This window comes from Pedobacter gandavensis, assembly GCF_014172405.1.
Classification (GTDB): domain Bacteria; phylum Bacteroidota; class Bacteroidia; order Sphingobacteriales; family Sphingobacteriaceae; genus Pedobacter; species Pedobacter gandavensis.
The window spans coordinates 80,471-104,540 of the sequence record NZ_WNXC01000002.1 but is presented as its reverse complement, the minus strand read 5'-3'; the positions used below and the strand labels follow the sequence as shown (position 1 = coordinate 104,540).

The following is a 24,070-nucleotide window of genomic DNA, read 5'->3' as shown; positions in this document are numbered from 1 at the left end:
CATGAAGAAGAATATATATATCTTGTTTGCCCTGCTGACTATTGGATTGGGCGCCTGTAAAAAGGGAGAGCTGGATCGTTTTCCACAGAACGCTATTTCTCCAAACCTTTTCTTTAATACCGAAGAAGACCTTGCGCTTTATGTAAACGGCTTGTTGTCTATGCCAGATAGGGGTACTTATTTAAACGATCAAAGTAGTGATAATGTGTCCACTACTGCCGCAGTAGAAGTGAAAAATATCATGAGAGGTAATGCCAGTGCTCAGAATATCACCTCCGGATGGGATTGGTCGAGGCTCCGTAATATTAATTATTTTCTGGAAAATTATAATAAAGCGAAAGTGACTGATGAGGTCAAAAGACACTATGCAGGCTTAGCAAGGTATTACAGAGCTAGTTTTTACCTGAATATGGTGAAGCGATTTTCTGATGTGCCCTGGTATTCAGGAACACTGAATCCGGGAGACACAGACCTGACTAAAGGACGTGATCCCCGCACATTGGTGATGGACAGTGTTATGGCAGATTTGGATTTTGCCTATAAAAACGTGAAGGAAAAGGTACCTGCAGGAACCCCTGGGAAATGGGCAACAGCAGTATTTTACGGAAGAGCAGCACTGTATGAAGGTACTTATCGCAAATATCATAATGAATTAAATTTAGCTGCTTCAGCCAATCAGTTTCTAGAAACTGCAGCAAAAGTGTCCGGAGAAATCATGGCTTCAGGTAAGTTTTCTATTTACAATACCGGAAAATCTGAAAGTGATTATGCAGCGTTATTTGCCAGTCAGGATTTATCACAGAACCCGGAAGTAATGTTGATTAATGTTTTTGATCAGGTCAAGAACTGGGGCCAAAACGTGAACTCTGTCGTATTTGGGGAATATGAACAAGCGCCGGCAAAGGATTTGATTCAAACTTACCTGATGAAAGATGGCAGTCGGTATACTGCGATTCCAAATTATGAGCAGTTTGGTTTTGTAAAAGAATTCGAAAATCGTGATCCCCGTTTGTCGCAAACAATGGCTTATCCGGGATGGATTCGTGTTCCAGACAGCAAGCCCTATGTGCAACGGTTAAATAAGAACTTTACTGGTTATCATCAGTTAAAAGGTTATGTAAATAGTACCGATAATAATACCATAGGTAGTGTCGATTTTCCGGTATACCGCTACGCGGAAGTCCTGTTGACCAATGCGGAAGCTTTAGCCGAACTTGGTAGATTAAGTCAGTCGGATTTGGATGTTACAGTAAATCTGCTTAGAAAAAGAGCTGGTTTACCAAATTTAAACCTTGCACAAGCAAATGGAAACCCAGATCCTCAGTTGCTGCAACAGTTTGATAATGTCATGTCAAATCAAGGTGTGATCTTCGAAATTAGAAGAGAACGTCGGGTAGAGTTTGCTTTTGAGAACTTTAGATTCGATGATCTGATGAGGTGGAAAGCAGGAAAACTCCTGACCAAAAGTCCTGAGGGTATCTATTTCGCAGGATTAGGGAAGTATGACCTGACCGGTGATGGTGTGGAAGATATTATATTAATCGATGGATCGCAGACGATTCCAGATGAAGCACATAAGGAGAAAAATTCGTTGGGGATTACCCTGGTTTACTACCTGACCGGAACGGTCGGTTCGGAAGCAACCGTGTTTCTGAAAAATGGGAGTAATGGTGGGAATATCCTCACAGAAGCATTTACACGTAAATTCGAAGAACCGAAGTATTATTATCGCCCGATTCCACAACAGCAAATTCTGTTAAATAAGAACCTAAAACAAATATTCGGCTGGTAATGAGTGGTATTTCAATGGTGATCATGATTGCCTTGGAATGACCATAAAATCCAATGAACTATAAATGAAACCATAACCAATGACACAACTAAAAAGAAGATCACTATTAAAAGTTGCTGGATTAGCGCTGGGAGCAGTAGCAGCAGGGGCGCTACCTGCTCTGGCTTCAAATTCCGAAAAACAAGGACCAAAGGGTAAAAAACTGGCACTTTCTGTAGCACACATTACCGATGTGCACATCAGAGAGGGTGACAATGCGCCCACAAGATTTAAGCAATGCTTAAACCAGATCATCACTAAACATAAGCCAGATTTTTTCCTGAATGGTGGCGATTCAATTAATGATGCCTCTTATGATAATGTAAAATATGAACAAGTGATCCAGCAATGGGAAATTTGGGACGATTGTATGAAGTCCATGGCTAATTATGAACTGCACAGTTGCATCGGAAATCATGATCCTTGGTGGAAAGCACCTTCTAAAGATCATGAGATGTACGGAAAAAATTATGTGGTAAAACGACTTAAAATTCCGAATAGATATTATTCATTTACCAAGAAGAACTGGCATTTTATTATTTTGGATGGAAATAATAAGGATATTTCCCTGGATCCAGAACAATATGAATGGTTGGAAAAGGATTTGGAGAAATTACCTGCAGGTACGCCGACTTTGTTAATGTCGCACTATCCGATTCTGGGAACCACACAAGTTCTCGTTGGTGGTGGTCATTCAGATTGTAAGAAGTTAAAAGATCTGTTCTATAAACACCGTGATAAAGTGAAGGTTTGTTTAAGTGGCCACAATCACTTGTCAGATCATACGAGTTACAATGGAGTATTGTATTGCTGCAATGGGGCAATGAGTGGTTTCTGGTGGGGTAAAGGGGATGCTGAGTCCGCTGGACCAGGCTATTATTTGGAAACGCCTCCAGGTTATGCGATGTTGAAGTTGTATGAAGACGGAACAGTGGAAAATGATTATTATCCGCATAGTTTTTAATTGGTCATTCGGGATGAGCTGTAAAACTTTTCCCTGACCTACAAAGGCCTTTAAATCCCAGGATTTAAAGGCCTTTGTTATACCTGTCACGTCCTGACGTGACAACCAATTTATTTAAGCTGATTTCCATTCTTTATAACCCAAATAGCCCGCGAGCAATAAGCCAATAATCAGTGTAATGGAAGCAATAAGAGAAATAATCTCCCCAGTATAATAAGATGCAGGATGAAACACAAATTCAATCTGGTGATTTCCCGCCGGAATATGAGCTGCCCTTAACAAGTAATTCGCGCGGAAATAAGGCTGCTCAACCTGATCGATGAACATTTTCCAGCCCTTATTGTAATAGATTTCTGAAAATACAGCAATATTGGATTGTGGCGCATTACTTTGGTAAACCATGCGATCAGGAAAATAACTAGTCAGTTTAATTGTTCCGGAAGGTTGAGCAATAGCAGTTTGTTGTTCTTTAACCAGCGGTTTATATTGCTGGTCGATCACTACTGTTTCTTTAGGTTTAAATGTACCAATTGCCGCCATTTCCTGATCTGCATTAGTCACATATTGGACTTTATTGACAAACCAGGCATGACCACATACATCCGGATTCAACTGAGCAATCAATTTTGGTGATTCGGGATCAGTAGTGATCAGGTACTTTGTATTCATCATCCCCAGTATATCCAGGTTGATGGTTTTCTTGAAATGCGTTTCTATAACCTCATCAAATCGTTTCAAACGAACCGCCGAATATCCACCAATTGACTTATGGAAATAGGGAGTAGTAGCATCATTCATGATGCTTTGTGTCAAATCAATCACTTTAAAATTGGGATCTTTGTCCTGATCAATAAACCGATCTACTTCCCGGAATTGTGGCTTTTCAGTATCCTGCTTCGCCATAAAGGTATCCTTGTTTAAATATCGTTTATCGACGCCCCACATGTCAATTAGTATGAGGAATAGAAAGGCTAAGGAAAGGATGTTGAAATTCAACTTGTCTTTCAGGAATGCCCAGATACCAGCAAAAGCAATAAGGATAAATAAACAAGATCTCATTGCATCCGACTGTGCTGCCGCTTTTCTATCCGCAATCACCGCATTTCCAATGGCAGTTCCGGTAGCCTTATCTATTTTTAGTGCCTCCGTAAATTGTGTAACAACCGCTTCATGGTCGCTGCTTTTAAAGGAAAGAAATAGTGTGGGAATGATGGCAATGGCCAAAGAAAAGCCAAAAGTGATGTAGAAAGCAAGTTTTACCTGCTTAAAAAGCTCGGCCTTATTCCGGTTCAGAAACAATTCATTTACCGCCAGCACAGCCAATATCGGGAAGCATAAGCCTGCAACGGCAAGGATCGATTCTACTGCTCTGAACTTGTTGTAAAATGGGGCATAGTAAAAGAATATATCGGAAACCAATGGCATGTTCTTTCCAAAAGAGAGCAACATGGTTAAGATCACTACAGACAATAACCACCATTTAATGCGGTTCTTGACAATGAATAAACCCAATACAAATAGAAAGCAGATCACGGCACCAAAATAAAAGGAACCTTCTGTAAAAGGTTTTTCACCCCAGTAAAATGGCATGAGCGACTTTGAAAGGTAATCCGCCTGACTTTCATCTGCGCCAATTTCCGTCAGTGCCTTTACCGCATTGGTATGTGTCACAGCATTCCCTCTGGAACTGCCACCAAAAGCATTTGGGATCAGGAAGGTGATACATTCTTCTACGCCCTGGCTCCATTGATATGCATATTCCCTGGACAATCCAGTGCTGGTTTTTGCTACGTTTTGTGTGAGGTTGGCATGCCCCCTAATGGTTTCAGCGCTATACTCATAAGTGCTCCATAAAGAAGAAGTATTCACCGCTATCGCTAGAAGACCTGCTAAAAATGCAAATCCTGCCGCCTTGAAAAAATCCTTGGTCTGCTTAGATTTTACCGCATGATAAGCTTCTATGCCCACCAAAATCAAGATGGCTAAGAAGAGGTAATAGGTCATCTGGATGTGATTAGCCCTGATTTCTAAGGCCAAAAATAAGGCTGTTATTGCCGCACCATAGATGTATTTGCCCCTGAAAACCAGCAAGATTCCGGCAATAACCGGGGCGAAAAATGAAATCGCAGCAACCTGATTGGCATGGCCAGCACCGAATAATATGATGTTATAAGAAGAAAAAGTAAAAGCAATAGCACCTGTTGCAGAAAGCCAGGGGTTTAGTTTTAAAACGCAAAATAGAAAATAACTGCCTAGGAGCAACACAAGCACTGTTCCTACCGGTTGCGGAAAAGAATAATTGATGGCTTTAACCAACCAGGTGGTGATGTTATTGGGGTAAGGGGCCCAAATTTGAAAAGTAGGCATTCCACCATGGATTTGATTTGTCCACAAAATCGTTTCCCCTTTTTCTCGGTAATGATTGATCTCCGTGGTCGTAGATTGTGCCCTGGTTACATCATTTTGTCCAAGCGTCTTTCCAAAGAATACAGGGTTAAAATATAAAAAGGTAATCCCAAAGAAAAGTACAATGACCATCAAATGTTGGCCATTTCGCTTAAACCAGTTATTCATAGCTGTTAAATTTTCTCTAAATATAGAAAAACTAGGGGATTGGCAAATGACCAACGCTGGCTCAAAAAAATAGTTGTATAACTAATTGCAAGTCGTAGCTTCGGGGATGGACGAATTAACGCATCTCCTGATGCTGGCCTTTGGAGGCCATCTTCTGTTTCTGAAAAAAATTAAAAGGTTTAGTGCTATAGGCCTTTTTTTGTTTACGACACAATTTTTACTGGCAAATAATTCCTTCGCACAATATAAAATACAAGGGATATTAGCTCCAGAAACTGAAGCACCAATATCGGTGACCCTTAAAAATTCGGCCGGTTTTTTGGTGCTAACGAAAACAGATAGCCAGGGGAAATTCAGCTTTACGAACGTTAGTAAAGGGAATTATATGCTGGTGTTTTCAGCGGTTAATTTTAAAACCATGCAGTCTGTACTGGCGCTGAAATCCGATACTACGATCAGCCTCAGTCTAACAAAAACATCGATTGATTTACAAGATGTCAACATCAATTATAAAAAGGGGGTAATAGAGAGAAAGATCGATCGGACGGTTTTTAATGTAGACCGAAGTATTGCCGCAATAGGTACGGATGCACTCGAATTAATGGCGAAAATTCCAGGAGTTCGTGTGGTCAACGATAGGGTGTCTTTAATAGGGAAAGCTGGGGTAAACATCATGATCAATGATAAACTGACACCTTTGACGGAAGATGATTTAGCCAATTATTTAAGATCAATTCCGGCAGATCAGATTTCGAAAATTGAGCTGATCAGCAATCCTGCGGCTAAATATGATGCGCAGGGGAACAACGGACTCATCAATATTGTATTGAAAAAGAATGTTGCCGAAGGTTTTAAAGGTGCTGCAAATCTTGGCCTGACTCAAGCTATCTATCCCACGGGATCGGCTGCTGGTAACCTCAGTTTCAAAAAAGATAAAATCACTTTATTTACGAATTTCAATTTCCGAAAAGGCTCGTCAGTTCCTTTGGAACAGAGCAATGTGTATTACCCAAATCAAACCTGGAATGTGGTCAATAAGGATCGAAATTTTCGGGTCATGCCGAGCGGCCAAATAGGAATGGATTATCAACCTGCTAAAAATACCTTAATAGGCCTTTCTTATAACTCAGGACAAACGAACTTCCATTCTGAAGAACACATCAAGACGACAGTATTTAATAAAATACCAGGCATAGATTCTGTTTTAAATTCTGAAGCCAATGCCAAGATGAAATCGAATTATCATGCCGCAAATCTTTACCTGAAACAATCCATCGATTCCTTAGGAAAACAGCTGACGATTAACGCGGATTGGTTTAAATATACAGACGATAAACAGCGCTTTTTTGACAATACAAGCTATGAAGGAACAGGACAGATGATCCCGAATTCTTTCGCCCAATATTTATCCTCCAGTCTGCAGCATATTGATCTTTACACTTTGAAGGCTGATTTAGAACTCCCTTATAAGACTTTTAACCTTTCCATGGGAACTAAAGTCAGTTTTGTGAAAAATGAAAGTGAAGTCTCTTTCTTTAAAAAAGCCAATGGCATTTATGAAGTCGATGCGAGTCAGAGCAACCAATTCAATTATTCAGAAAATACCCAGGCCTTGTATCTCAATCTAAATAAAACCATCAGGAAATGGGATTTTCAGGCTGGACTAAGGGCAGAATACACGCAAACCGCAGGAGTTTCTCTGGATGCGACCACCAGTACCGATTATTTAAGGTGGTTTCCTACCTTGTTTATGGTGTATCATTGGAGGGAAAAGAACGAATTCTCCTTAAATTATGGCCGCCGTATCAATCGACCTGCCTATAAAAAACTCAATCCTTTTCGCTGGTATACCAATCAATTTTCCTACGCAGAAGGAAATCCTTTTTTGCAGCCATCCTACAATAATAACATCGAATTGGCACATACTTATGCCCGTGTATTTACCAGCACGATCTCTTTCAGCAATACCAATAATGGCTTTAATGACCTGAATTTTACGGAGCCCAATACCAATATCCAAATTTTAAAACCAGTAAATTTAATCACCAGCTACCATTATCAGCTGAGCAATACGATGGTTCTGAATCCATTCCAATGGTTAGAAAGTATGTACCAGCTAGATGTGTTTTATACCCGCTCAAAATCTGCGATCGAACAAACCATTCCCGGGTTAAATGGATTTGGAGCTTACTTTTCTACCTTAAATCAATTGGTCCTTAACAAATCAAAAACCTTGATGGCTGATGTTAATTTTTGGTACCAGTTTCCAGGAATCAATGGTCTAAATCAAATGAAAAGTCAGTACAGTCTGGACATTGGGGTAAAAAAACTACTGTTAGCCAAAAAACTCCAGGTGGCCTTGAATGCAAGCGATCTTTTGAAAAGTCAAAAAGACCGATACACTGCGGTCGTTAATAACATCAGGCAAGAATATAAAAACTACTACGATTCCCAATACTTACGCCTAACCATCAGGTACAATTTCGGAAATGAGAAGATGAAACAACAGGTACGGAAACCTGGCAATGAAGAAGAAAGACAAAGAAGCAATTAATCGCAATCTGACCTATTTTTAGCCTTCCCTTTTTCTTATCCTATGTTATTTTTTTTCATCCCTTTACCCAATAGATTTGTTATAGGTAAAGGGCTAACAGAAAATAGATTTTTATGAAAAAGAAAATAGCAGGAATCTACAATAGTAATTACAAACACGCTGTTGGAGACGCTTTTAAAGTGATCAATATTTTTCCAAATGGAAATAATCTGGGTGATAAAATGAGCCCGTTTTACATGATAGATTATCAACCGGAAACTTATTACGAACCCAGCGATAAGAAACGTGGCGTAAATGTACATCCGCATCGTGGGATAGAACCGGTAACCTTAGTTTATCAAGGGGCCGTTTCGCATTCAGATAGCGCCGGACATCATGGGATTGTGGGCCCTGGTGATGTACAATGGATGACTGCCGGAAAGGGAATTCTGCATAAGGAGTATTTCGAAGAGGAGTTCTCCCGTAAAGGAGGAAATCTGCAAATGATTCAGGTATGGACCATATTGCCAAAGGCCTACAAATATGTAGAACCTGGTTATCAAACCCTACTTAAAGAGGAGATCAAAAAGGTAACACTCGAAGATGGAGAGGTACGAATTATTGCAGGAAGTTATCAAGGTGTAGAAAGCCCGGTAAGAACTTATAGTCCAATGAATTTACTGGATGTGACTTTAAACGCGGGGGCTGGAATGAAAATCGACTGTCCGGCAACATACAACATGGGCATTCTCATCCTGGAAGGGCAACTTAAATTGAACGATGTTGAAGCGGGTAAAGAGCAGTTTGTTTTGTTCGAAAATGAAGGAGAGGTACTGGAGATTCTGGCCATAGAAAAAGCTAAGTTTTTGATCCTAAATGGAAAACCATTGAATGAGCCAGCTGTGCATAAAGGGCCATTCGTAATGAATACCCAGGAAGAAATTGATCAGGCCTTTGCAGATGTTGCCGCCGGTAAATTCGGTTACCTGGAAAATGAAGAGGTTTAATAAATATCTAGCTTAAAGGAGGATTTAGTTGGATTAGAAAATATGGAATACTAAGGCAAGTATCAAACCAACGATTGCAGCAAACCCGGTGTTTAAAAAGTTGACCATATTATTCCCGATCAAGTGTTTCCGCTCCAATAGTCCTCCTAACAAGGAATCTGTGAGATTGCCTATGATTCCTGCGATAATTACAATTAGTGCCAACTGCCCAAATCCTGCGTAGATTAAAGCGATGATTCCGGCACCAATTGCACCAATGATACTGCCTTCAAGACTGATGACTCCATCTAATCCATTGGCCTCTCTTTTAAAGGTAATGATATTGTAGAAGCGTTTACCGTAAACCATGCCCAATTCCGAAGATAAGGTGTCGGCAAGAGCCGATGCCAGACTTGCTGCCATCATGAGCAGATATAAGTCTTGATGCGCTGGATTCAGAAGGGAAAGTATGGCAGTAAGTCCGGCCACACCACCATTTGCCAAAACCTGCCAGGCATCTCGGCCTTGTTTTTCTCCGGAATCTTTATTGATTAACCGCTTAACCGCCTTTTTATGTGAAGTGGCAAGGACGCTGAGTACAAAAAACACCCCTAACAACGAAATCCCCTTCAAACCGGCAGCCGATGCAACCAGAAAACCCAATACTGCTGCGGTTAAAGCCGCATATCGTGTCAGCTTTCCAATCTTTACACAAACAACCATAACCACCATCAGTAGGATGAGTACAATTTGCAGAAAAGGGTCAGTTAAAATGGGGGGCATAATCCTGCTTAAACTAAAGTGTTGAATTTAACCTTAATGTGCTCTTTTGCTTGCTTTTGAAATTCTTCTGGTGTCTGGCCAGTTTGCTTTTTGAAAAACCGACTAAAGTAAGGTCTGTCAGAAAATCCCAGCTCATAAGCGATCTCTTTGATTGTCGTTTCACTGTGAATGATGCTGCGTTTCGCTTCCAGAATAATCCGGTCATGGATGAGCTGCATCCCCGTTTTGTCTAATTTTTCTTTCAAAATCTGATTCAGTCGCTTAGAACTAATACCCAGTTTACCCGCATAAAAATCGGTGTTACGAACCTGCTGATAATTGCTTTCCAACAACATTAAAAACTCGTAAACACGCTTTTGATGGATATCCTGACTGGTAAAGTCATGTTCTTTTACCTGGATTAATTTCAATAAGAAAACCTTGAGTAAAGCTTTTACCATGGTCATGCTTTGGTTTCTGTACTCTTTTTCCAGTAAACTGAAAATTTCTGAAAGCTCAGCAGCAGCGTGCTCATCTAACCGCAAACAAGAGAATTCGCCCTGCACATTGAAAATCTTAAAGAGATCTAAAAGAAACTCTTTGTCCTCTTCTTCCAGCATGTCTCGCTTAAAAGAGATTAATTCGCCGTTTTTTCCTGCTTTATTCAATTGATGTACGCGATAAGGGGGAATCAGGTAAATCCAATCGCCTTTAGCATCCAGGTCAGTATCCTTTAAGGCATGTAAAGCATCTTCATTCTTTAACCACACAATTTCAAAAAAGTCTTTCCTCCCCGGATCATTCAGATAACTCGGCGGACAATTACCCAGATTACGAATATAAATCAATGATTTTTCCAAGCTCGCCGGTAACGCAACATTCATCATGGTATAAAGATAAGGACTCTCCATCCGGCAGATGGGACGATTAGGAAAATATAGTGGACTATTCGGAAATACCTTGTTTTTTGTGGCTTAACGATGACTTTTAAAGGCCCGGATTTCCTAATTGTCCCATATTAATGGCTGATAGTGTAACAGGGGGGCAAGAAAGCCAACCTACCTTTACACCGGATTAAAAACTTTATAATGGAGGTCATCACCACAACAGATAAGCAATTGGCAAAAGAGGTTCGTAATCACCTTGAAATGATACTAATGGAAAATACCTGGTTGTTAAAACAAATCAATTTTGAGGAAGTCGCAGTTTTTGCAAACACCATCAAAACAGCCAACCATATTTTTATTATTGCCGCAGGACGTTCCGGTTTCGCCATGCGCTCAGCAGCAATGCGCTTAATGCACCTGGGATTAAATGTTCATTTTGTGGGTGAAACGACCACTCCAGCAATAAAGGAAGGCGATCTTTTGATCGCAGCCTCAGGATCTGGTACCACAAGTTCCATTGTGAAAGCCGCAGAAAAAGCAAAGTCAGTAGGGGCTCAAGTGCTGGCACTATCGACGCAATCACATTCGTTGCTTGCCAATATTGCAGATCAATTGATCCTTATCCCCGCTGCGGAAAAAGAAGACCATGAAGGTAGTCGCTCGAGGCAATATGCAGGAAGCTTATTCGAACAGTTCCTGCTGCTGCTAACGGATGCGGTATTTCAAACTTTATGGAAGATGGACGATACAGCCAATACAGAACTCTGGAAACGACACGCAAATCTAGAGTAGTCAGGAATTAAATCATTTATTATATAAAATCATTATGGCAAAATTACAAGTAGCAATCGACTTATTAACGACAGAAGAAGCATTAGCATTGGCAGCAAAAGTTGCCCCTTATGTTGATATTATTGAACTGGGTACTCCACTGATTAAAAACATGGGTGCTGCAGTAATCACTGCAATGAAAAACGCACACCCTGATAAATTGGTTTTCGCAGATATGAAAACAGCTGATGCTGGTGAATTAGAAGCGGATATCGCTTTTAAAGCAGGTGCAGACTTAGTTACGGTAATGGGAGCTGTTGGTGATGCCACAATTATCGGTGCCGTTAAAGCAGCAAAAGCGCACGGAAAAGGTATTGTAGTAGACACAATTGGTTACCCAGATCGCGTTAGACGTGCACAAGAAGTAACTAAATTAGGTGTGGAATTTGTTGAATTACACGCAGGTTTAGATGAACAATGGACGCCAGGATATTCTATCCAGGTATTGATTGACGAAACAGCAAGAGTAGGTGTACCTGTTTCTGTAGCTGGTGGTGTTAATCTTGATAACGTTGCAGCAGTAGTTAAAGCTGGTGCATCAGTAGTAGTTGCAGGTGCAGCAATTTATGGCGCAGAAGATCCGGCAGCAGCAGCAAAAGCATTGCGCGAAGCAATGGATGCAGCATAATTTTAAATAAAATTAGAAAGAATTAGTCACTAATAGTGTCGCATTTCACAAATGACAAAGCCCCCAATAATTGGGGGCTTTGTCATTAACTTATGGCCTTTAACCAGCGGAATACTAAAAGAAGATACCCGTTAATGCAAAACCAACTATAATGGCTACCGATAAGGCCACCAGCCCTGGCACCATAAAACTATGGTTCAGCACATATTTTCCAATCTTCGTACTCCCAGTTCGGTCAAAATCTATCGCCGCAACCAGGGTAGGGTAGCCTGGAAGTAAGAAATCACCGCTAACAGCTGGGAACATCGCAATCAAATGCGGGTTCACAATGCCTAAAGCAACACCCATCGGCATAATCGTTCTGGTGGTTGCCGCCTGACTAAAGGTCAAAGCGCCCATCAGGAACAATGCGAAAGCAAAAGTCCAGGGGTGCTCCGCAACAATATCTTTAAACGTATGCGCGATTACGGCCTCATTTGCTGCCATAAAAGTAGCACTCATCCATACCACACCCAATACAGAAACTACTGCAGTTGCCATAGAAGTGAATAAACTCATCTTAGCCACTTTTGTTGCCGATGTCTTAGTGATCAGCATCATCAAGGCAGAAGCCGTTAAGGTGATCATAATGATCAAACTTGTCAATGAAATCGTCCCATCCGCATTTACACTAAAGCTCTTTGCACCACCAACATGAGGTACCAAATGCGGAAAGGCTCCAAATAGAATGATCATCAGAATGGCCAGTCCAAATATCCCAACCGCAATTTTTGCGCCTGGAGCAGCTTGATAATGATTTTTACCACCACTTGTATCCGTAGGATCCATGGAGCGCGCAAATTCAGGATCTTTCATTTTCTCTAAAAATATTGGATCCTTATCTAACTCTACACCCTTTTTACGTACCACCAGAATGCTGACAAATATGCCAACAATGGAAGCAGGAATACAAATCTTCATGATGTCTATCGAAGCCGTAGAATAAGCCAGAATCGCTACAAGCGAAGCCGTAGCGGCACTCATAGGGCTCCCGGTAATCGCCAGGTGAGAGGCAATTACAGATACTGATAAAGGTCTTTCAGGTCTGATTCTTTGCTTCGCTGCCACCTCCGCAATGATCGGTAAAAGAGAGTACACAATGTGTGCAGTTCCCGCAAACAGACAAAGGAAGTAAGTAGTAAAAGGTGCGATAAAAGTAATCTGACTAGGGTTTTTTCTAATGATTTTCTCGGCAATACTGACCAGATAGTCTAAACCACCAGCCGCCTGTAAAGTGGCGGCGGTGGTTACAATGGCAAGAATAATCAACAACACGGCAAAAGGAGGCTCAGCGGGTGTCATTTTAAACACCAACACAAAAATCATTAAGCCTACCATTCCCATCACCCCGAGCCCAATACCTTTCATTTGAGACCCGATTAGGATCATGGCTAGTAATATGCCGAGCTGGACGAATATCATTGTGAGATGAATTTAGGGTTGATCAGGTTATCAATTGAATAAACCTCATCCCATTTCGCCTGGGTAATAAGTTTTCGCTCCGTAACCACAATCTCGTAAATAGATTTACCGGTTTTAAGGGCCTCTTTTGCAATAGAAGCACATTCTTCATAACCTAGAATTGGATTCAATTGAGTGACAATACCAATACTCTGCATCACCATATTCTTACAGTGCTCTTCATTTGCAGTGATTCCTAACACACATTTATTTTTTAAGGTCAGACAAGCTTTTGTCAAGTATTGCAATGAAGTGAATAATGCCATTCCAATAACTGGCTCCATTACATTTAATTGTAATTGTCCGGCTTCAGCAGCCATGGTAACTGTTAAATCTGCCCCAATAACATAGAAACAAGTTTGATTCATCAACTCAGGAATCACCGGATTTACTTTTCCTGGCATGATCGAAGAACCTGGTTGCATCGGTGGAAGATTGATCTCATTCAAACCACATCTTGGTCCGCTGCTCAATAACCTTAAATCATTACAGATTTTACTCAACTTGATGGCATTACGCTTTAAAGTACCACTTAACTGTACTAAAGCGCCAGTGTCATAAGTTGCCTCAATTAAATCTGCCGCAAGGATTACTGGAACCTTACTGATTTCCGCCAGATATTTAACGCATAGATCAGAATATCCTTCGGGTGCATTTACACCCGTTCCAATAGCTGTAGCACCCATGTTTACTTCTGTGATCAGCAATGATGCCTCTTTCAAACGCAATACATCTTCACCTAAAGTAGTGGCAAAAGCATTAAACTCCTGACCTAAGGTCATCGGAACGGCATCTTGAAGTTGCGTTCTTCCCATTTTTAGCACATCCTTAAACTCTTTTCCTTTGAAGAAGAAGGCTTCCTGTAATTCTTCCAGCGCCAATGCGAAAGATTTGATCTTTAGATAAACAGCGATTCTAAAGGCCGTTGGGTAAGCGTCATTGGTACTTTGAGAAAGGTTAACGTGGTTGTTTGGATGTAAATGAATATACTCCCCTTTTTTATAGCCTAAATATTCTAAACCAAGGTTGGCAATAACTTCATTGGCATTCATGTTGGTCGAAGTACCAGCACCACCCTGAATCAAATCACTGATAAATTGATCCGTAAATTCACCGGCAATCAGCCTGTCACAAGCATAAACAATGGCTTCCGCTTTTTTAGCATCTAAGATCCCAAGATCTCTGTTGGCTAATGCAGCCGCTTTTTTTACATGACCAAAGGCTTGTATGAAAAGTGGCTCACTACCAATTGGAATTCCTGTAATGTCGAAGTTTTCCTTTGCGCGCATCGTTTGAACGCCATAATAACAGTCATTGCTGATTTCTTTTTCGCCTAAAAAGTCGTGTTCAGTTCGGAAAGTTGCCATAATAGTATAAAATTAAATAGTATAAGTGTTTTTAAAATATGTTTGTTTAATCGTTATAATGAGGTTATAACTGGCCTTAGTATTGCATGAAATATTTTTGTAGCTCCGCACTTTTATGTGTTTTTGTTAAGCCCAGCATGAGTAAAATTCTTGCTTTTTGAGGATTTAAGTCGTCTGAGACAATGGTTCCTAACTCCTGGTCATTCACTTCTCCATCTTCTACTACGCGACCAGAAACACATCTGCTCCCGCGACAAACGATAATGCCATCAGAAACTGCTTTTTTAACCGCTGCGGTAAATGCTTTAGAGAAATTTCCATTACCCACACCAGCAATCACAATTCCTGCTACTTTATCTTTAATCAGAAGATCCATATACAATGGAGAAGCATCAGTATACATATAGGCAATCTCTACCTTAGGGAAAACGGTGTTTTTATCAATGCTGAATGGGGCAATATGTGGCGTACGACGCTCAGAACTTTTGTAAAATTCTACCTTGCCATCGAACACTTGTCCAACAGGACCACTATTTGGAGAACCAAATGCATTTACTTTTGTCGTACTCAATTTGGTCACATCTCTGGAGTTGAAAATCGACTCGTTAAAAGAAACCAATACGCCACGGTTCCTGCTTTTCGGACTTGCAGCAACGGTAATGGCGTCATACAGGTTTTTAGGGCCATCAGCGCTAATTGCAGTAGATGCTCTCATTGCTCCGGTAAGCACCACTGGATTGTCCGAAGAAACTACCAAATCCAGGAAATAGGCGGTCTCTTCCTGCGTATCTGTTCCATGGGTAATCACGATGCCATCCGCTTCTTTTTTGCTAAAGATCTCATTGATTCTGATCGCTAGTTTTTTCCAGATTTCCAGACTCATGTCCTGACTTCCTACTGAGGAAATTTGCTCACCACTCACATCAGCGATCTGCGTAATTGTAGGTATAGAGCCAATTAAAGCCGAAACGGGGATTTTACCAGCCGTATATCCCGCACGATCTGCAGAAGCGCCCTCACCGGCAATAGTTCCACCGGTAGCCAGTATGATGATTCTTGGTTTTTGGCCATACGCTACCTGCAGCAACAGGACCATTACTAAAAGGGACAGTAGTTTTTTCATAATTGTAGATTTATACTTTATTGTAGATTTATGCTTTGTATTGTAGAATGATATCCCTAGAAATTATATAACATTCCGAAGTTGATGCGTACAGCATCCTTTCCTTTTTTGATACCCTCATCCAGATGAAGCTCTTTGTAGCCGATTTGTGGCTCAAAACCTACCATTAGATTGTCCAGTATGTTGTAAGAAAAGTTTAGGGTGAAGTGGTAATTGGTCATTTCATTCCAGGGACTAGCGGTACCTTCTCCACCATAAAAATGGTTATACGAAGCGATCACCATGGTAGAGAATTTAGGCTTCCAGAAACGTTGGTAAGAGACAAAACCGGAATGAACATTCAATAGATTTAATTCTCCCAATTTGTTGCCATTGGCAAAACCATCTAATCCAGAACCGCCAACTGCCAGGAAATAATCTGCAATGCCTTTTCCAACGTTAAATTGAGCTTGTAAGTTGTTGACCAAACCTGATTTTTTGTCGAAAAAGATACTGGCCATACCAGTTAGCCCCCAACCATTGGCCGCTTTGAACTTGAAGTCTGTAGCCCCTTCCAATACGTTTTTGGAGTCATAAGCGATGTTTCTATAGATTCCGGCAACTTTCATAAAGCCTCCATTGTCATAGTCGTATCTCAATGCACCAATCACATCAGGCATTCTTCTGGGTGCATAATCTACCCCAAGCGCATCATTGGTCGTATAGTCGAAAAGTCTGCGAGGTTCCATTTGTTCTACCGCAACTTCGTATCCAGCTCTACCATTGGGATTGAATTTATTTCTGTAGTTCAACTGAATTCTTCTGCTCAATACCATTCCGGTAGGGCCATCCCAATCCAATAAACTTGCCGGCCATAAATCGGGATCACCGAAAGTAGACCAATTCTGTCCTAAGGTGAAGTTATTGTATTTGATCCAGGCATGACGTAACCTGAATAGCGATGTCCGGTTGGGGCCGCCTTCAAAATCACCTTCCAACATGGCCTTGATCTCTTTGCCATTTTTTAATTGAGTAGTGGTGGTGAAGCGCAGCTGACTTTGGCGCATATCCACCCAAAATGCAGGTTTGTTACCGCCGTAAACGTCATTTTCGTGGATGAGAAAGGAACTGTTGCCATGCAAGTTCCCAGTGATGTCATAAATTCCGTTGAGTTTTAGCCGCCCGATCAATGCAGAACTGATCTTAGGTTTACCATTCAGCGAGTCTTTACTTTCATATTTTATGAGCTGTGCCTGCGCCTGTGTCGTGATTAACGAACAGCCAACGAGCAGTAACCCAATAGAAAATTTAACTTTTGTAGAGGTTGTATTCATAGATGCGATTTAAGGGGGGAGATGAGGACATGAGTTTCCCTCAAGAAAAAAAATCCTCTAAAATCGCTATGAATAGCAATTGCAAGCGTACGGAGTAGTTTTTTCATAAAGAGGTAGCAGAATGAAGGAAATACTTTTGTTTCTTGAACAACCCCTTAAGGCTCTAAATGTTTGAAATTTATTGCAAATATTTTAAATGTTTTTTATGACCTGATTTTCATGTAGATGCGTGTTTGAATTAACTTGATGGTATTTATGTGTTCTTTTTTTGGAAATGAATGCCTTCAAATAGAGTTTTTTTTTACGAGAATTACTTGCATCTGAAATTTGGCTAATAAATAGCTGTCTATAAGGAAAATAAACGTTGTTATTTGATAATACTTGTGGTTGTTGTTTCTTTTTAATGGCCATAGCAATAACCTTCGCTGAATTTTGGCCGGCAATTTTTGAGTACTTTGTATAGATTCTTTTAATTTGGCTTAACCAGGTTTCCCGGGTAAGTGTACCAATTGATTTTTGAGGACTTTATATTCCTTTTCCAAATATTTAAAAGCCTTGGAGTTCGGTTTACTCCCGTGATTCTCCTTCAATTGCCCTAAATAGTTGCCTTCTACCTGATCAAATCTTGCTTTTACCTGCTGGTATTTTTCCTTCGCGGCTTTCTCAGTCTTATTTTCCCCTAATCCGTTCAAATTACCTAGATAAACACTATCAGATATCCTTTCTCCATCCGCAGAAATAAAGGAGATATAGGGCTCTATTTGTTGATTCAGTGCTTCCTCATACATTGGGATAAAACATTTGCCTTCAGATCTTCTGGCGATATTTAGGTATTCCCGGTCATTGTTGGTTTCTGGAGTACAAATCATGACCATCACACTGTCGTTGTGCTGTAATTCACTGGAATGTGTCGGATCCCAGCTGATCTCTAATCCACCAGCAACCTTTTCAATCTTCAAATCTTTGGTTTCTGGCATCACACCTCTACTTAGCATCACCTTACTGTAATCGATGCTAATGTTAGGGTATTCCCCTTGTAGAGCCTCTTTTTTATGGTAGGAAGTGGCCAAATTATGGGCATTTTGCACTGTTCCCTTAGCCTGTAAACCGTAGCCTAGTTTAATAAAACTGCCCATTCTGTTGAGTAATTTCATGGTCACTTCCATGGCCTGATAGTTAGCCAGTTGAAGCCTGCTGGGTTTTCCTTTTCTACCGATTAGACGGACTACAGGTTGTCCATTGAGCATATAAAAGACAAGATTGCCAACTTTTCCATTGAGGTGACCCTGTGGTCCGTTTGAAGCTAGTGCCATAATTAAGAGGTTAAGGTTTGAAGTAGCGTAAAGTTGTGTTCAGTATGAACAGTAGGAAGATACGCTTTTAATTCGAGGTAAATCCTTATTGAGACTATATTCTTTCCGGAATTAAAAGAAAGTAACTTGGTGATTTTAACGGCTTTGATAGGGCTATAGGCTGGGCTAGGCCCTACCAACCCCCTGATAGTAGCCTAAAAAGGCCCATGTAATTCTAGGTCCAATATGAACTTACCTGCAATTAGCTGTAGGGTTGGGTAGAAAAGAGCGTTAGCTTAAGTCGCCCCAGGTAAAGGGAGCGAAATCATCGCTAAACCATTAGCCTGATTTTATTGTTGTTCTAGGTGATTCAGAAATTAAAAATCAATAAGCCATGTCTTGGAATCCAGATTTATATAATAAATTCAAACAAGAGCGTTACGCGCCATTTTATGATTTGTTGGGAATGCTAGATAAGAGGGAAAAGCTGAAAGTAATTGATCTTGGTTGTGGCACAGGAGAACTTACCCATAAAATTCAGCAGGAATTACCAGGGTCACAAGTGCTCGGCATAGATGCTTCAAAAGAGATGTTAAGAGATGCGGCTGTTTTCGAAAATGAAAATTTGCATTTTGAGCATATCGACATAAAAAATAAAATTCAATCCGGAGAAAAATATGACCTGATATTTTCTAATGCAGCATTGCAATGGTTGGATCAGCATGAACAACTTTGGCCGGAAATGATTGCTTTACTACATTCCGGTGGACAAATTTTGATTCAAATCCCCTCAAATCATGATCATTTTACCCATAAGACGCTCCAGGAAATCGCCAAAGAAAGTCCGTTTAAAGAAGCCTTAAATGGTTGGATCAGATTAACAACTGTGCTCAATATAGAAGTCTATGCTCAGATTTTATTTGAACAAGGTTGTCAGGAAATGACGATTTATGAGAAGGTATATCCGCATGTTTTATCCGATGCAAATGCCATCTTGGAATGGACTTCCGGAACCGCAATGCTGCCTTACTTAGAGCGCCTTCCTGAAAACTTGAAGTCCATTTTTACAAATGAATACAAAAGCAGGCTTCAGGAACGATATCCCGAAAAGCCTGTTTTTTATCCATTTAAAAGAACCCTGATGTCAGGACGGTTTTAAATTAAGCTAATTTTTCTGTATTGTGAATGATGACAGGACCATCAATGATGTGCACAGATTCGCTAACAAAACGTGCAATATGAGGTTGTGAGTTGTGCAAGTCTAGTCCTTCCTGGTTTTCCCAGATCTCATGGAATAGAAACACATTCCTATTTTCACGATCCTGGTGAAGGTCGTATTGAATACATGCACTTTCTTTTCTCGAATCAGCAAGTAATTCTAGTAGCAGTGCTTTCATCGCATCCGAATTCCCTTCGGTACTTTTTATAATGGCAGTTAAGTTGATATTCATCTTCTATTTATTTTTGTGATTGAACAAAAGTAATCAGCTTTCCTGTACTATGAAAATAACAGAAATCATAATGAGCTATTATAATTATGAGGGTTTCTGGGTTTTTTCAAAAAAGAGATTTTATTGATTTTAGCATTTCGTTATAATGTTCAGCGATTTTGGCAAAGCCTGGATATTTAAACTAAATCTGATTAGATTTAGCTAATGAGCTCTGCATTAGCAGGCTGCTAAATGAAACTTTCTGGCATATGAAATCCTATTTATCCTTTTTCTTTTTTTTGTTGAGCACAAGTGTTTTGTCAGCACAGGTAAAACCTGCTGGTATCAATTGGCCAGTATTCATGAAGCGACAAACCTTACATTGGGATACGATTGGTACCAGTTATTATAGTGGAATCATTTTGGGAAATGGCTTGTTAGGCACAAATATTTATAAAGAAGATGCACATACGATCCGATTTGATATTGGCCGAACCGATGTAACCGATCAGCGGGAACATCAGGGTGCAGGACTTTCAGAGCCCTTAATTTCTAAACCTAGATTGCCAATTGGCCGCATGACCCTCAAGACTGTAGGGGAAATTACTGCTGCGAAAATGACCCTGGATATTTACAATGCAAGGGCAGAAGGAACTATTTTTACTACTAAAGGAACCTTGAAGTTCAACTCATTTGTACCAGCCAATACCAATGTAATTTATATCTCCGCAAAAGGCACACAGTCCGAGAAAAATATCAATTGGCAGTTTATGCCTGAAAAAAGTAAAAGTCCAAGGATGAATCAGCAGAATGCAGGAAATCCTGTAGTGTATCCTGAAAATCCGGCCTATCAACTTTCAAAAGTTGGATCATTCGATGTGTGTAAACAATCCTTGTTGAATAATGGAGGTTATGCTACAGTATGGGCCAATAAGAAACATGCAAATGAAAGTACAATGATCATTTCCGTAGGATATGATGCAGATGGGAAATCCGATGAGCTGAAAGAGGCCAGTCAGGCAATACAGACTTTTTCCAAGTCAAAATATCAGACCGTTGTAGCAGCCCACCAAAAGTGGTGGCACCAGTTTTATCAGCAGAGTTTCATTTCTATTCCTGATCAACGGATGGAGAGTTTTTACTGGATACAACTCTATAAATTGGCTTCAGCTACACGAGAGAACTTGCCAATGATTGACCTGATGGGACCCTGGTTTAATGGGAAAACCCCATGGCCAGGAGTCTGGTGGAACCTCAATACACAACTTACCTATTCGCCAATATTTACTGCCAACCATCTGGAATTGGGTAAACCCCTGTTCAATACCTTAAATAGAAATTTACAAAATCTAATCAATAATGTGCCGGAAGTTTGGAGGAAAGATGCGGCTGCTATCGGTAGGATTTCTGGTTATGATTTATTGGCTCCATTGGCAGAAGCCAATAAGGACAACGGGCAGTTTGAATTGGGAAATCTAACCTGGACTATGTTCTATTATTACCAATATTATGCTTATTCAAAAGATAGAGAAGAACTAAAAAAGAATATTTATCCATTGTTGAGAAGGTCTGTGAACCACCTTTTGTATCATTTGAAAAAGGATGAACATGGAGTTCTGCACTTACCTTCCTCTTTTTCTCCAGAGTATAAGTATGCAGAAGATGCGAATTATGCATTGTCTAGTTTACGGTGGGGCTTGGTTACTTTAATCAGTTTAAATGAAAAAGATGGATTTCAGGATGCTGATCTTGATAAATGGAAAAACATACTGCAAAACCTAGTACCCTATCCGGTAAATGAAACTGGATTGATGATTGGTAAAAACGTAAGTTTAACAAGTTCTCACCGACATTATTCTCATATGTTGATGATTTACCCTTATCATTTACTGACGCCTTTGGATACCACCAATAAAGCTTTAATTGAGCAGTCATTGAATCATTGGCTTTCCTTGAAAGGCGCCTTGCAAGGATATACTTTTACAGGTGCAGCTTCTATCAATGCTATGATGGGGAAAGGGGATCAAGCTTATGATTTGCTTAATCAGCTTTTCGATCAGTATATTCAGCCAAACACCCTATACCAGGAGTCTGGGCCGGTTATAGAAACACCATTATCTGCTGCAACTTCTATTCAAGAGCTACTCCTTCAAAGTTGGGGGAATAAAATAAGAATCTTTCCTGCAGTACCAGCGGCATGGAAAGATGTTTCATTTGATAAGCTTCGTACGGAAGGAGGATTCCTGGTTTCTGCAAGTAAAGTGAAAGGAAAAACGGAGTTTATTAAGGTTTATAGCTCAAAAGGAGATACCTGCCGACTGGAAACTGACTTCAATATTAGTCTTGTTACTTCTGATAAAAGGGGAGGTATAGATTTTTCCGTTTTTCAAAATGCCGGGAAAGTAAACATTAGCTTCAGTACGTTGCCTGGAGAGACAATTCTGCTTTCTGAAGGGTATCCAAATCAAAAGTTCAATATAAATCCAGTAACTTCAAGCATTAGACCAAACTGGAGCTGGGGATTACAAAAGAAACGTCTTGTTTTATAATTTGTTAGCTAGTTTATGTTCTGTTATGCTATGAGCTCAATAATATTTGTTGTTAGTTTATGTAGCTTGCGATTAACTGAATAGTGCTGTGTTTTTGTTTAGGTTAATTCTGTTGCTGCTATTGATGGGGTTTATATCCTGTAAATGAAAGATAGTAGCAGGTTATTAGGCAAAATCTGATGATTTTAATGTAGCGTGTTGCCAATATCAAAAATAAATGGATAGAAAGAAAAAGAAGCAGCAGTCAATTAGATCAGCTGCTAATATTGAGCAACAACGCAAGGCATTGAAGGAGCGATTTCTGGATCGTACTAGAAAAATAATTGTGCTTATTGGTGGTGAAGAACTCTTGGAAATCCTTCATGATGTTTATCTGGAGAATCTTTATGAACTCCGATATCCGGGGCTGAAAGCCAAAGTTGCTGAAGGATCAGACATAGATAAAGTTACTGTACTGAAGTTTAATAAACTATTGCAGCAGCAGATGGAAGGTATGGAGCTGACGCTTCCCAATGGCAATAAAATCCCATTTACCTGGTATCTGTCCGAAGGGATTACATTAACAGATAGTCTCGGGGAGCTTGAAACCAATGGTGATCCTGAATTCGAAAAAATCAAGGAGCATTTTTCATTCTGCTCGGATAGTGGATTGTTCCATCGTGATTTGCAAGAAACACTGATTTATCTCGTTACCGATACCTGTACATTATTGAGCGATTTTAATGACCACATTTATAGGGCTGACCTGACTATGACGCCCTATTTTGCGAAATTCAATCCTCAAAATGACATCATGATTCATAGTTTTAAACCTAAAAAGGAAAAGATAGATACAAATAAAGGTATCCGTACGGCTATGCGTCTAGGTTGGCCATCCCCCGAATTCAACTGGGAGCACCATAATGTTAAACCATCATTACTGGGATTCAAGACTACCGGCCTGGACGTTCCACTGGAATTATATATCAGTACGCATACACTTGACAGGCTACAGGAAAGAATCAATATAGTCCCTGGAATCATGCATCAAATATTGCTGCTGACTTTTATGGATCGAAAGATCTCTCATCGATGGAATGGAGAGGTGAGCCATGTCGATTTTTTAGTCGCAGGTCTCAAAGTTGGCTATCTTGTGGTAAGACTCCATGGGAGCAAGTTGGTGGTCCATACATTTTTATTTCTAACCAATAACGATACTTTAGAAGGAGAAAAATTAGGACGTCTATTAAGCGTGGTTAAGGAAGATAAAAAGTACCTGGAAATCGATACACTTCCAGCTTTCAACTCCTACCACATTGATCAAAATGAGAAATTAAGCAAGCTATTTAATGATGCAGGTTGTGGATCTCTACTAAAACTAGGACACATGAAGGAATTCACTGTCAATCAAATCGCAGACAAAGACCCTGAATCTATTTTACAATATCTGGTTGATGCGCCATACTTCAGGAAGGATGTTGTTCAACTTGATTAGGTAACTATCTATGTCGCTCTATTCAA

General features: G+C 40.2%; 18 protein-coding genes. 9 read left to right on the top strand and 9 right to left on the bottom strand.

What is annotated here, in order from left to right; translation table 11 throughout:
• Nucleotide 1: 1 nt before the first annotated feature.
• Nucleotides 2–1,792 (top strand): RagB/SusD family nutrient uptake outer membrane protein, encoded by a 1,791-nt coding sequence (locus GM920_RS08290; RefSeq protein ID WP_182955642.1) that lies wholly within the window; start codon nucleotides 2–4, stop codon nucleotides 1,790–1,792.
• A gap of 79 nt (nucleotides 1,793–1,871) precedes the next feature.
• Nucleotides 1,872–2,795, top strand: coding sequence for a metallophosphoesterase family protein (locus tag GM920_RS08285; protein ID WP_182955640.1), 924 nt, complete (start codon nucleotides 1,872–1,874; stop codon nucleotides 2,793–2,795).
• Nucleotides 2,796–2,909: 114 nt separating this feature from the next.
• On the opposite strand, the gene GM920_RS08280 is transcribed toward GM920_RS08285, so the two are convergent.
• A complete protein-coding gene (locus tag GM920_RS08280) occupies nucleotides 2,910–5,369 on the bottom strand; it encodes a YfhO family protein (protein ID WP_182955638.1) in 2,460 nt (819 codons plus the stop codon).
• A gap of 199 nt (nucleotides 5,370–5,568) precedes the next feature.
• Here GM920_RS08280 and GM920_RS08275 point away from each other — a divergent pair, with 199 nt between their 5' ends.
• Both GM920_RS08275 and GM920_RS08270 read left to right on the top strand, forming a co-directional pair.
• Entirely contained in the window at nucleotides 5,569–7,923 is a 2,355-nt protein-coding gene (locus GM920_RS08275) for an outer membrane beta-barrel protein (RefSeq protein ID WP_182955636.1), read from the top strand.
• A gap of 113 nt (nucleotides 7,924–8,036) precedes the next feature.
• Nucleotides 8,037–8,909: a pirin family protein gene (locus tag GM920_RS08270; RefSeq protein ID WP_182955634.1), complete on the top strand. Its 873-nt coding sequence runs from the start codon at nucleotides 8,037–8,039 to the stop codon at nucleotides 8,907–8,909.
• 33 nt (nucleotides 8,910–8,942) lie between these two features.
• Here the strand turns inward: GM920_RS08270 and GM920_RS08265 are convergent, their stop codons facing one another.
• Nucleotides 8,943–9,671: a DUF92 domain-containing protein gene (locus GM920_RS08265; protein ID WP_182955633.1), complete on the bottom strand. Its 729-nt coding sequence runs from the start codon at nucleotides 9,669–9,671 to the stop codon at nucleotides 8,943–8,945.
• A gap of 8 nt (nucleotides 9,672–9,679) precedes the next feature.
• Nucleotides 9,680–10,561, bottom strand: a complete 882-nt coding sequence (locus GM920_RS08260) for a helix-turn-helix domain-containing protein (RefSeq protein WP_235964484.1) — start codon at nucleotides 10,559–10,561, stop codon at nucleotides 9,680–9,682.
• A gap of 177 nt (nucleotides 10,562–10,738) precedes the next feature.
• On the opposite strand from GM920_RS08260, the gene hxlB reads away from it, so the two are divergent.
• Nucleotides 10,739–11,329, top strand: a complete 591-nt coding sequence (hxlB, locus tag GM920_RS08255) for a 6-phospho-3-hexuloisomerase (RefSeq protein ID WP_182955631.1) — start codon at nucleotides 10,739–10,741, stop codon at nucleotides 11,327–11,329.
• 34 nt (nucleotides 11,330–11,363) lie between these two features.
• Nucleotides 11,364–11,996, top strand: coding sequence for a 3-hexulose-6-phosphate synthase (hxlA, locus tag GM920_RS08250; protein WP_182955629.1), 633 nt, complete (start codon nucleotides 11,364–11,366; stop codon nucleotides 11,994–11,996).
• Between the two features lie 114 nt (nucleotides 11,997–12,110).
• On the opposite strand, the gene GM920_RS08245 is transcribed toward hxlA, so the two are convergent.
• The 5 genes from GM920_RS08245 to GM920_RS08225 all read right to left on the bottom strand — a co-directional run bounded on the left by GM920_RS08245 (nucleotide 12,111) and on the right by GM920_RS08225 (nucleotide 18,612).
• Complete coding sequence (locus GM920_RS08245) at nucleotides 12,111–13,457, bottom strand: anaerobic C4-dicarboxylate transporter family protein (protein ID WP_182955626.1); 1,347 nt, start codon at nucleotides 13,455–13,457, stop codon at nucleotides 12,111–12,113.
• Entirely contained in the window at nucleotides 13,454–14,863 is a 1,410-nt protein-coding gene (gene aspA, locus GM920_RS08240) for an aspartate ammonia-lyase (protein WP_182955623.1), read from the bottom strand. Before aspA ends, GM920_RS08245 begins: the two co-directional genes overlap by 4 nt.
• Nucleotides 14,864–14,939: 76 nt before the next feature.
• Nucleotides 14,940–15,986, bottom strand: a complete 1,047-nt coding sequence (locus GM920_RS08235; RefSeq protein ID WP_182955621.1) for a type II asparaginase — start codon at nucleotides 15,984–15,986, stop codon at nucleotides 14,940–14,942.
• 56 nt (nucleotides 15,987–16,042) lie between these two features.
• The gene (locus tag GM920_RS08230) at nucleotides 16,043–17,299 is read right to left on the bottom strand and encodes a hypothetical protein (RefSeq protein WP_182955618.1); all 1,257 of its coding nucleotides are present in this window, start codon (nucleotides 17,297–17,299) and stop codon (nucleotides 16,043–16,045) included.
• Between the two features lie 479 nt (nucleotides 17,300–17,778).
• Nucleotides 17,779–18,612, bottom strand: a complete 834-nt coding sequence (locus GM920_RS08225; protein ID WP_182955616.1) for a DUF6266 family protein — start codon at nucleotides 18,610–18,612, stop codon at nucleotides 17,779–17,781.
• Nucleotides 18,613–18,985: 373 nt separating this feature from the next.
• Here GM920_RS08225 and GM920_RS08220 point away from each other — a divergent pair, with 373 nt between their 5' ends.
• Nucleotides 18,986–19,750, top strand: coding sequence for a methyltransferase domain-containing protein (locus GM920_RS08220; protein ID WP_182955613.1), 765 nt, complete (start codon nucleotides 18,986–18,988; stop codon nucleotides 19,748–19,750).
• A gap of 1 nt (nucleotide 19,751) precedes the next feature.
• On the opposite strand, the gene GM920_RS08215 is transcribed toward GM920_RS08220, so the two are convergent.
• On the bottom strand, nucleotides 19,752–20,042 hold the full coding sequence (locus GM920_RS08215) for a putative quinol monooxygenase (protein WP_182955610.1): 291 nt from the start codon (nucleotides 20,040–20,042) through the stop codon (nucleotides 19,752–19,754).
• A gap of 248 nt (nucleotides 20,043–20,290) precedes the next feature.
• Here GM920_RS08215 and GM920_RS08210 point away from each other — a divergent pair, with 248 nt between their 5' ends.
• Together GM920_RS08210 and GM920_RS08205 are read left to right on the top strand one after the other, a co-directional pair.
• Nucleotides 20,291–22,570, top strand: a complete 2,280-nt coding sequence (locus GM920_RS08210; RefSeq protein ID WP_182955607.1) for a glycosyl hydrolase family 95 catalytic domain-containing protein — start codon at nucleotides 20,291–20,293, stop codon at nucleotides 22,568–22,570.
• Between the two features lie 217 nt (nucleotides 22,571–22,787).
• Entirely contained in the window at nucleotides 22,788–24,044 is a 1,257-nt protein-coding gene (locus GM920_RS08205) for a hypothetical protein (RefSeq protein ID WP_182955605.1), read from the top strand.
• Nucleotides 24,045–24,070 lie beyond the last annotated feature (26 nt).